The organism is Nitrosomonas sp. Nm132 (assembly GCF_900100485.1).
In the GTDB taxonomy this organism is placed as follows: domain Bacteria; phylum Pseudomonadota; class Gammaproteobacteria; order Burkholderiales; family Nitrosomonadaceae; genus Nitrosomonas.
In genome coordinates, this window is sequence record NZ_FNDH01000063.1 from 1 (window position 1) to 9,421 (window position 9,421).

9 protein-coding genes and 1 tRNA gene are annotated in these 9,421 nt (G+C 40.6%); 3 read left to right on the top strand and 7 right to left on the bottom strand.

Translation table 11 applies throughout. The features are described 5' to 3' along the window. Nucleotides 1-567 precede the first annotated feature (567 nt). Nucleotides 568-696: a hypothetical protein gene (locus BLP80_RS16425; protein ID WP_256325112.1), complete on the top strand. Its 129-nt coding sequence runs from the start codon at nt 568-570 to the stop codon at nt 694-696. A 337-nt stretch (nt 697-1,033) separates the two neighbouring features. Here the strand turns inward: BLP80_RS16425 and BLP80_RS13540 are convergent. The 5 genes from BLP80_RS13540 to rpsU form a co-directional block, all read right to left on the bottom strand. Then, nucleotides 1,034-1,110 (bottom strand) — tRNA-Ile (locus tag BLP80_RS13540). A gap of 200 nt (nt 1,111-1,310) precedes the next feature. Continuing rightward, nucleotides 1,311-3,332, bottom strand: a complete 2,022-nt coding sequence (rpoD, locus tag BLP80_RS13545) for an RNA polymerase sigma factor RpoD (RefSeq protein WP_371128833.1) — start codon at nt 3,330-3,332, stop codon at nt 1,311-1,313. Between the two features lie 442 nt (nt 3,333-3,774). Further along, complete coding sequence (gene dnaG / locus BLP80_RS13550) at nt 3,775-5,574, bottom strand: DNA primase (protein WP_090544104.1); 1,800 nt, start codon at nt 5,572-5,574, stop codon at nt 3,775-3,777. 106 nt (nt 5,575-5,680) lie between these two features. Then, nucleotides 5,681-6,127: a GatB/YqeY domain-containing protein gene (locus tag BLP80_RS13555; protein ID WP_090544106.1), complete on the bottom strand. Its 447-nt coding sequence runs from the start codon at nt 6,125-6,127 to the stop codon at nt 5,681-5,683. A 43-nt stretch (nt 6,128-6,170) separates the two neighbouring features. Next, nucleotides 6,171-6,383 (bottom strand): 30S ribosomal protein S21, encoded by a 213-nt coding sequence (gene rpsU / locus BLP80_RS13560; protein WP_090544108.1) that lies wholly within the window; start codon nt 6,381-6,383, stop codon nt 6,171-6,173. Nucleotides 6,384-6,629: 246 nt separating this feature from the next. Between rpsU and tsaD the strand changes: the two genes are divergently transcribed. Next, complete coding sequence (gene tsaD / locus BLP80_RS13565; RefSeq protein ID WP_090544110.1) at nt 6,630-7,652, top strand: tRNA (adenosine(37)-N6)-threonylcarbamoyltransferase complex transferase subunit TsaD; 1,023 nt, start codon at nt 6,630-6,632, stop codon at nt 7,650-7,652. 17 nt (nt 7,653-7,669) lie between these two features. On the opposite strand, the gene plsY is transcribed toward tsaD, so the two are convergent. Beyond that, nucleotides 7,670-8,278, bottom strand: coding sequence for a glycerol-3-phosphate 1-O-acyltransferase PlsY (gene plsY, locus BLP80_RS13570; protein ID WP_090544112.1), 609 nt, complete (start codon nt 8,276-8,278; stop codon nt 7,670-7,672). 115 nt (nt 8,279-8,393) lie between these two features. Between plsY and BLP80_RS13575 the strand changes: the two genes are divergently transcribed. Beyond that, complete coding sequence (locus BLP80_RS13575) at nt 8,394-8,753, top strand: dihydroneopterin aldolase (protein WP_090544114.1); 360 nt, start codon at nt 8,394-8,396, stop codon at nt 8,751-8,753. Nucleotides 8,754-8,933: 180 nt separating this feature from the next. Here BLP80_RS13575 and BLP80_RS13580 read toward each other — a convergent pair. After that, nucleotides 8,934-9,421, bottom strand: a 488-nt coding sequence (locus BLP80_RS13580; protein ID WP_090544116.1) for an IS5 family transposase, incomplete at its 5' end; no start/stop codon positions are given.

The following is a 9,421-nucleotide window of genomic DNA, read 5'->3' on the forward strand; positions in this document are numbered from 1 at the left end:
TTCGTCGGATAAACATAGGCGCGACGTTACTACAAAGCGGAGGATAAAACAAGATATCTCCATAATATTATGGCACTATATTACGTATTTGAGCGCGCCACAAAATACAAAGCTTTGTATATCAGTTAGCTAGAAATATACGAAACGGAAAAAGGGAGAGAATTTAGCAGGATGAGGTTAAAGATGGGCTAGACCATGGACAAATTCGCCAAATAGCACCAATCCAGCGTTCGCTGTCAATATCTCGTCCGTTGCCTCTATCTTGAACGGAAGCACCATTTACGCAGAAGCCCTAATTGCCCTACCTCATTTCATCACCCAATAGGTGAAAGTTTCGATCGCCTTAATTCTACCGGATCGCTTGTGTGGCAGGACATTCCGTTACTTTTCAATCCTTGAATCGCGGATCTTGGGAAATACAATATTCCTAAATTCCGCGATTGAATTTTTATCTTCCTTTTTTAGTGTGCAAAGGGATGCATATGAGAGTGGAAACAAGGTTCTTCGGAGTGTCGGTAAGTTACACTAAACAGCCATCAAAAGTTGCATTTCGAATTTGAATCCACGTTGCAGCAGAGACGAAACCCAGCAGGAGGCCTGCAACGGTTCGAGCGGGAGAAAGGCAAGCCGTTTTCAGAAAATGGCACGATCATTTGCATTGATACCGTTGACGCAACCAAAGAAGGCGGCGGTTGAGCTCTGCCTAGAAAAGGTGAGACCGGCTATGAGCCTGATTGAGCATTTGCTGATACCGGCGATATGGAAGAAGCAGCCAGAGCCGAAAAAAGAATTGCCAATCACGCCACTGACGAAAGAGCCCGAAGAAAAGCAGCCAGGATGATTTTTGGCGTTACGTCGCAACGATCTTTTAGGCAGGAACCATAACCGCAAGTTTCCCTTGACTTGCGGCGGTTCCTTTTTTTATGGCATCAAAACCCACTCGTAATTTTGAAAAATTCCTACTATTTTCCTACACGGACTCATGTAAAAGAAAAGGCACCTAGCCATGTTATAACTACGCGCTTGACTTTACTGGTGGGTCTGGCTGGACTCGAACCAGCGACCAAGGGATTATGAGTCCCCTGCTCTAACCAACTGAGCTACAGACCCATGCGAATAGCCACCTTACTAGGAAAAACCATAACAAACAAAACTGTTTTCAATAGTACAGTACACAAATAAGTAATACTATATAGTTCTTGCTGAGAATCCGGCCATATTTATTCACCAGATAATCTACGAATCAACGTATATCAACAATTTATATCTTTTATGAGCCTAATTATAACTCATATATTACTTACATGAAATCAAGAGTTCCCTGTATCTAAAAAACTACGTAGACGATCAGAACGAGCAGGATGGCGTAATTTTCGCAATGCTTTTGCCTCAATTTGACGGATACGCTCACGAGTAACATCAAACTGCTTTCCTACTTCCTCTAAAGTGTGATCTGTATTCATTTCGATACCAAAACGCATACGCAAGACTTTTGCCTCTCGCGGAGTAAGAGAATCAAGCACATCCTTAGTAGCGTTACGCAAACTAGCGTAAACCGCAGCATCAGCCGGCGCAATAGTTGATGAATCCTCAATAAAATCACCAAGATGTGAATCCTCATCATCACCAATTGGTGTCTCCATAGAGATTGGCTCTTTTGAAATCTTAAGAATCTTTCTAATCTTCTCTTCAGGCATTTCCATTTTTTCGGCCAGTAAAGCGGGCTCAGGCTCTTGCCCAGTTTCTTGCAGGATTTGACGCGAAATACGATTCATTTTATTAATTGTTTCTATCATATGAACCGGAATTCGAATTGTACGAGCTTGATCGGCAATAGAGCGTGTTATTGCCTGGCGTATCCACCACGTTGCATAAGTAGAAAATTTGTAACCACGTCGATATTCAAATTTATCTACAGCTTTCATCAAACCAATATTACCTTCTTGAATGAGATCTAAAAATTGTAATCCACGATTAGTATATTTTTTAGCAATCGAAATTACCAATCGTAAATTAGCTTCTGTCATCTCACGTTTTGCACGCCGCGCTTTAGCCTCACCAGTCGTCATTCGACGATTGATCTCTTTCAGTTCTTTAATAGGTATTTTAGCTTGCTCTTGCAAAGAAAGCAGGCATTGCTGCTGTTCCATAATAGCTGGCATAAAATGCTTCAATGACTGACTGCAAGGCTTATTAGATTCAATTTCTAACTTAACCCAATCTAGATTTGTCTCATTACCAGGGAAAGCTTTGATAAAATAATTGCGTGGCATACTTGCTTTAGAGATACACAGATCCATAATTTTACGTTCGCAGCTACGAATTTCACTAACGAGATCGCGTTGCGTATCACACAATTTCTCTACCATCTTGGCGGAGAACCGCATAGCCATAAGCTCGGATGAAATTTTCTCCTGCAGAGTTTTATATTTTTTATCTTCTCGCGCACCCTTCTTTTCAACTATTTTTTGCATTTCATTATAGGCTTTGCGAATCTCTATAAAGCGCTCTAATACATCACCTTTTAACTTAATCAAGCTAGCGCTAGCTACCGCAACACCACTCTCATCTTCCATGTCATCAGAAATAAAATCTTGTTCCAGTGACTCATCAGACACTTCTTCATTAAGAATTCCCTGAGCATCATCATCAAGAAAACCGTCAACCAATTCGTCAACACGTAACTGATCATTCTCTACCTCCGTTGCTAAATTCAGAATATCTGCAATAATCGTTGGACACGCAGAAATAGCCTGTATCATATGCCTCAAACCATCTTCAATACGTTTTGCTATTTCTATCTCACTTTCACGTGTTAATAGCTCTACAGAACCCATCTCACGCATATACATGCGCACTGGATCAGTAGTGCGACCAAACTCCGAATCTACACTAGAAAGCGCTGCCTCAGCCTCTTCAACCACGTCCTCATCAGTTACAGCTGTTGCTGTATCAGACATTAGCAACGCTTCTGCATCTGGTGCTTCATCATGAACTGAAATCCCCATATCATTGATCATGCTAATGACACCTTCAATCTGCTCAGCATCTAGCATGTCATCAGGCAAGTGATCATTAATCTCAGCATAAGTCAAATAACCACGTTCCTTACCCTGAACAATCAATTTCTTAAGTCGCATCTTTCTTGCCTCGATATCTTGAGGCACAGAAGATAAAGTTTCCTGAACAATTTCTTCCACTTGATCATTATTCGATGCTTTAATTTTTTTTGACGCTTTCATTTTCACTGATTTTATTTTGGTTAACTTCAACTGCTTAGCAATAATTGAATTTTCTATATCTTTTTCTGATTCTGATCGTTTTGTATCCATATTCTTAAGTATCCTGGCAGCTATGCCTATAAAAAATTCAACCTCTATTTTTTAGAATCTTCTCGAGGCGCATCCATTAGTTTTAGCAATAATGGTCTATTTTCCTATTTAAGAAACCTATGAAATTATTACTTTTTTCATTTTCTCAGTCACCGCTGATTATTATCCTAAATTTGCTGAATTCCAGTTGATATAGATAAATATATCCTATAAATTTTTAATGATATCAAAGGCTTATCATACCACATCTTACCTAAGGATGTTTCCAAAAACTTCACTCTCATTTTTATAAAATATTCTACAATCTGTTAATGCTACATCGCGGTTTTTTAATTTTTGTTCAATTAATCAATGAAAAGTTCAAATAAAGGGATGATATTTATTAAGCTATACAGCACCCTGATCTTCTTTGATTACAAAGACAACTTGATAATAAATACCTCTAAGAAACAGATAATTGCTGCAATTCTCGCTTTTCCTCAACGGTCAGCAAGTTTAAAGGCTTACTATGCAGTGCAGCCATTCTTTGTTTACGCTGCATCTCTCGCAATCGCAACAATACCCCAGTAAATTCTGCTTCTATATCCATACCTTCTTTCCACATGCTCATTTCTTCCTCTATTTTCTCTAGCAATTCATAATAAGGGCTATCATAGAAATACCCCTTAACTGACGAAAATACTGCATCTTTCAAGGCTTGTGGTGAAAAAGTATTAAAAAAATCAATCAAGGCTATCAATAGCTTTTTTTCATTATTTTGTTCGCCATGCCCGATAAGCATATTTTTATCTAACTTCCCAGCATATGCAGGATCATGCAGCATTATCTGTATTAACTTACGATAAGGTGTTGCTGGTTGAGGACGCTTCATTTCTAGATTAGTCTGAGAAAATGAGGCTTTTTGCTTAAATTGCAATAATCCTTCTAATTCATTTTGGTTAATAGAAGTTAGTTGCGATAACCGCTTTATCAGCATAAGAGCAAGAACTGGGGCGCTAATCTGAGCTAATAGCGGCCTTGTATGTTGCACCAAGCCAGCACGACCTTCGCTAGTTTGCAGATTTACACGCGCAGATAACTCACTATAAAAAAACTCTGATAGAGGTAGCGCCTGATCGAGAAGTGCCTCGAACGATTCTTTACCAAACTTACGGATATAACTGTCAGGATCCTCATTCTCCGGCAGGAACAGAAAACTTATATTTTTTCCATCCTTTAATTGAGCCAGACTATTTTCAAGTGCACGCCAAGCTGCTTTTCTTCCCGCACTGTCACCATCAAAACAAAAAATAATTTCATCTGTTTGGCGTAAAAGTTTCTGTATATGAAAAGACGTAGTAGCGGTGCCAAGCGTAGCTATTGCATAGTCAACACCATATTGTGCAAGTACCACTACATCCATATACCCTTCTACCACCAAAGCCCGCCCTGATTTACGAATCGCTTTGCTAGCTGCAAACAAATTATAAAGTTCACGCCCTTTTGTAAATAAGGGCGTCTCAGGAGAATTTAAATATTTTGGCTCCCCAGAATCCAATACCCTGCCCCCAAAACCAATTATCCTGCCTTTCTGGTCGAGAATTGGAAACATAATACGATCACGGAAACGATCATAATGCTTACCATCTTCACTCGGGATGACTAAACCCACTTTTATTAACACATTTTCTGATCGATTTAGTGAATAATCAGAAAATACAGAAGTAAGATTTTTCCCGCTAGCTGGCGCATAACCAATTCCAAAACGGGCAGCTATTTCCCCCGTTAAACCACGCTTTTTCAAATACGCGATGGCATGGTTAGCATTCTTAAGCTGCCTACGATAATATTGAGCAGCAATATTCATCGATTCAACCATGTGTTGCACAGACTCCCCTGCTTTATCTTGCTCGTCTTCTTTTTTTGCGTGAGATAAACGAGATTCAGACACCCGAGAGTAAGTTGCAACCTGTCGAGCTGGAACTTGTAATCCAGCATAGGCAGCCAAATTCTCAACTGCATCGATAAAACTTATTCCATTATACTCAATCAGAAAATTAATGGCGTTACCATGCTTCCCACAGCCAAAACAATGATAAAACTGTTTTATAGGGCTAACTGTAAATGACGGGGTTTTTTCATTATGAAATGGACAGCATGCGCTAAAATTGCCACCAACTTTCTTAAGTGGCACATAACGCTCAACCACATCTGTTATATCTATGCGATTGAGCAACTCTTGAATAAACGATTGGGGAATCATTTATTAAAGGTACGCCAATATGTTAGTTGACTATTAATGAAGTTAGCAAAGTCTTTTACTACTATCTCAAACAAATATACTTAAAATAAATACCACTTTAACAAAATCAAGAAGAAATTTTTTTCTTTACCAGCGCTGCTACTTGAGTCATATCTGCACATCCAGTCAGTCTAGGCTTTAACAATGCCATAATCTTTCCCATCCGCTGCTGTCCCATATCCCCTACAACAGCGATAGCCTCGTTCACTATATTATCCACCTCAGCTTCACTCATCATCTGGGGCATATAAGCAAGCAATACATCTACTTCATATTTCTCGGCATTAGCCAAATCTTGTCGATGTGCTGCCTCATATTGCGTAATCGAATCTCTACGCTGCTTAAGCATTTTCTCGATTACTGCAATGATCGCTGCATCATTTAACTCAATACGCTCATCAACCTCTCGCTGCTTAATAGCTGCTTGCAGTAACCGAATCGCATCACGTCTTTTTGAGTCACTGGCACGCATTGCAGTCTTCATATCTTCAGTAATTTTCTGCTTCAAATTCATAATTGAACAACTAAACAAATTTGTCTTATGAACTCTTAACCATCTAATAAAGTTTTGGTGGGAGTAACTGACTGCGCAAACGCTTGTAGGTACGCTTTGCTGCTGCAGCGTGCTTACGTTTGCGCTCTGCAGTTGGTTTCTCATAAAATTCTCTCGCACGCAATTCCGTGAGTAATCCAGTTTTCTCAACCGCGCGTTTAAAACGACGCATAGCAACTTCAAATGGTTCGTTTTCTTTGACTTTAACAGTGGTCATAAAACAGTAATCCCTTTCGGTCTCCTTCTATTAGATGTTAATAATTCTACAAAAAGCTTGTTAATATAACATTATTATTTTTTTTATAAAAGTATGCTGTAAGAAAAGCCTTTGGATCCAATCCACTAGATATAAAGTAAACAATTAACTGCGTTTTACCATTAACTTAACTGCCTTCTGTTAGCCCTTCTCTCTCCAGAAGGTATAATAGCGGGAACGAAGAGATTTAATATATTGACATTTAAAATGATTGTACTTGGCATTGAGACTTCATGCGATGAAACAGGTATTGCCCTCTATCACACAGAACATGGTTTATTGAGTCACACACTATATTCACAAACTGAAATCCATAATGAGTATGGCGGGGTTGTACCTGAACTTGCCTCTCGTGACCATATCCGTCGTGGAGTTCCACTTATCAAACAAGCTTTGAAAGAAGCAAATATTTGTTTGAAGGAAGTTGACGCTATTGCCTACACTCAGGGGCCTGGTCTGGCGGGGGCATTATTGGTAGGTGCATGTATCGGTTCCGCACTTGCATTCGCACTCGAAATCCCAATACTGAATATTCATCATCTTGAAGGCCATCTTCTGTCTCCTTTACTATCAACGCCAACGCCTACATTTCCTTTCGTGGCACTATTAGTCTCTGGTGGCCACACTCAGTTGATAAAGGTAGATGGAATAGGACAATATATATTGCTTGGCGAAACAGTAGATGATGCAGCGGGTGAGGCTTTTGACAAAACAGCAAAACTTCTTGGCCTCGATTATCCTGGTGGACGAGCACTTGCCGTACTTGCTGAACAAGGCAGATCAGATCGCTTTAAACTTCCTCGCCCGATGCGGCATAGTAGAGATTTTAACTTCAGTTTTAGTGGATTAAAAACTGCAGTATCAACTTTAATAAAAAATCATAAAATTACACACCAGACCAGCGCCGACATTGCGCTTGCTTTTCAGGAAGCAGTCATAGACATCCTGGCGGAAAAATCTTTGTCCGCCCTCGCACAAACTGGCCTTAGTCAGCTAGTTGTAGCTGGTGGGGTAGGCGCAAATACTCAGTTACGTAAAAGACTTATTCGTGAAACAGCCGGCATAGGCGCAACGGTATTCTTTCCAGAACTTGAATTCTGTACTGACAATGGTGCAATGATCGCTTTTGCTGGAGCTATGCGCTTACAAAAACAAAACATCAACTACCAACAACAACAAGCTATGACTAGCTTTACCGTAAGAGCCAGATGGGATCTGGAGACGCTATAGAGATCTCTAATATCAAGTCACGATTTACTTTTTTCTCCAATCCGTGTTTCTCTGCCTGTGACCAGATTGATAATATTTGGTTTATGTCGCCAAAAAAGTAACAGCGATATGGTAGCAATGGCCAGGACATTTACTCCAGAATCAAGCAAAATATACGCATAAATTGGAGCTAACAGTGCAGCGATCAGTGCGGACAATGAAGATATGCGCCAAACTACGGCGACTAGAATCCAAGTAAGAATCACCAGTAACCCCAACCAGAGATCGAATCCGAATAACACGCCAGCCGATGTCGCAACTCCTTTACCCCCTTTAAAACCAAGAAAAACTGGGAACAAATGGCCAAGAAAAACAGCTAAGGCGGCACCCGCCACTGCCGTGCTTCCAAATCCCCAAGCAAAGGAGAAATAGTTGGTTAGCGCTACTGCCAGCCATCCTTTACCAGCATCACCCAGCAACGTCAGAACTGCTGCTGCTTTTTTGCCGCTGCGCAGTACATTCGTCGCCCCAGGGTTTTTTGAGCCATATGTTCTCGGATCAGGTAATTTAAACAACCAACTCGCTATGACTGCAAATGAAATTGAGCCCAGCAAATAAGCTATTAGCCACATTAAAGCCATTTCCATACTGCTACCCAAATAGCTCCATTATTTTTATAAATAGACTAGAATCGTTATGACTACGCAAGAAGATATTTTCTTAATCCTATGCAACGTTATATATCACATTTAAATCTTAATAATGGACATTATCTTTCTCCACGACTTCAAAGCTAAAACGCTAATTGGCATTTACCCGTGGGAAAAAAAAATTGCCCAAACCATTGAACTCAACCTCGAAATCGCTCTCCCAACGAATCGTGCCTGTTTTACTGACAATTTAAAAGATGCGCTGGATTATTCACTAGTTGTTAAGCGCATCAATGACACATTAGCGACCCAACATTTCGCTTTACTTGAAGCGTTGGCGGAGCATATTGCCCAGATTGTCTTGACTGAATTCAATTCACCCTGGGTAAAAGTGAGTGTCGCCAAGCTCGGTATTATCCACGGAATTAAGAAACTTGGTGTGTGCATTGAACGAAAATCGCCGTCATACTAACCCGAATATTTCATAAATTCGCGTGATGATCACGCAGGATTTTGATTAATAGGGAAGTTTTGAGAAGGAGGAGTGTAGTGATTCATACACTCGACTGAGCAAAATCTTTCTTATTAATCAAAAGACAAGCGAGGACACGTGCCAATTTATGAAATATTTGGGCTAGGGTCTGTTGACATTTCACATAGGTAGCCACAGGTATCCACACGCGATAGCTACCATACTTTCGTAATTTCTCTTGAGTTTGTCGTATCGTGTTGCTATTGCCCGATACTGCTTTAGTCGTGCAAAGGCGTTTTCCACCAAATGCCGGTACCTATACAAGCCCCAATCCATATCTGCGTTACCCTTCAGCGAATTGCGCTTTCTTGGGATCACGGCCCTGGCTCCTTTCTTTATGATCTGCTCACGTATGCACTCACTGTCATAGCCCTTATCCGCCACAATCGCCTGCGCATCAGGTAACTTGGCAATCAGCTCCGGTGCCACAGAGCAATCATTCACATCTCCACCGGTAATTTCAAATTCAACCGGCAAACCACAACCATCAACAGCAAGGTGGATCTTCGTAGAGTTGCCAGCACGGCTTTTTCCGATGGCCTGCGGCTTCTTGCCGGCAGCTCCCGCACTATGCTGATGCGCTTTAACGTAGCTGCCATCAATAAATT

Excerpts from the sequence above, each read along its gene's own strand:
- BLP80_RS13575 (WP_090544114.1), top strand. The coding sequence starts at position 8,394 with ATGGACATTATCTTTCTCCACGACTTCAAAGCTAAAACGCTAATTGGC.
- BLP80_RS13555 (WP_090544106.1), bottom strand. The coding sequence starts at position 6,127 with ATGAATTTGAAGCAGAAAATTACTGAAGATATGAAGACTGCAATGCGT.
- dnaG (WP_090544104.1), bottom strand. The coding sequence starts at position 5,574 with ATGATTCCCCAATCGTTTATTCAAGAGTTGCTCAATCGCATAGATATA.
- plsY (WP_090544112.1), bottom strand. The coding sequence starts at position 8,278 with ATGGAAATGGCTTTAATGTGGCTAATAGCTTATTTGCTGGGCTCAATT.
- tsaD (WP_090544110.1), top strand. The coding sequence starts at position 6,630 with ATGATTGTACTTGGCATTGAGACTTCATGCGATGAAACAGGTATTGCC.
- rpoD (WP_371128833.1), bottom strand. The coding sequence starts at position 3,332 with ATGGATACAAAACGATCAGAATCAGAAAAAGATATAGAAAATTCAATT.
- rpsU (WP_090544108.1), bottom strand. The coding sequence starts at position 6,383 with ATGACCACTGTTAAAGTCAAAGAAAACGAACCATTTGAAGTTGCTATG.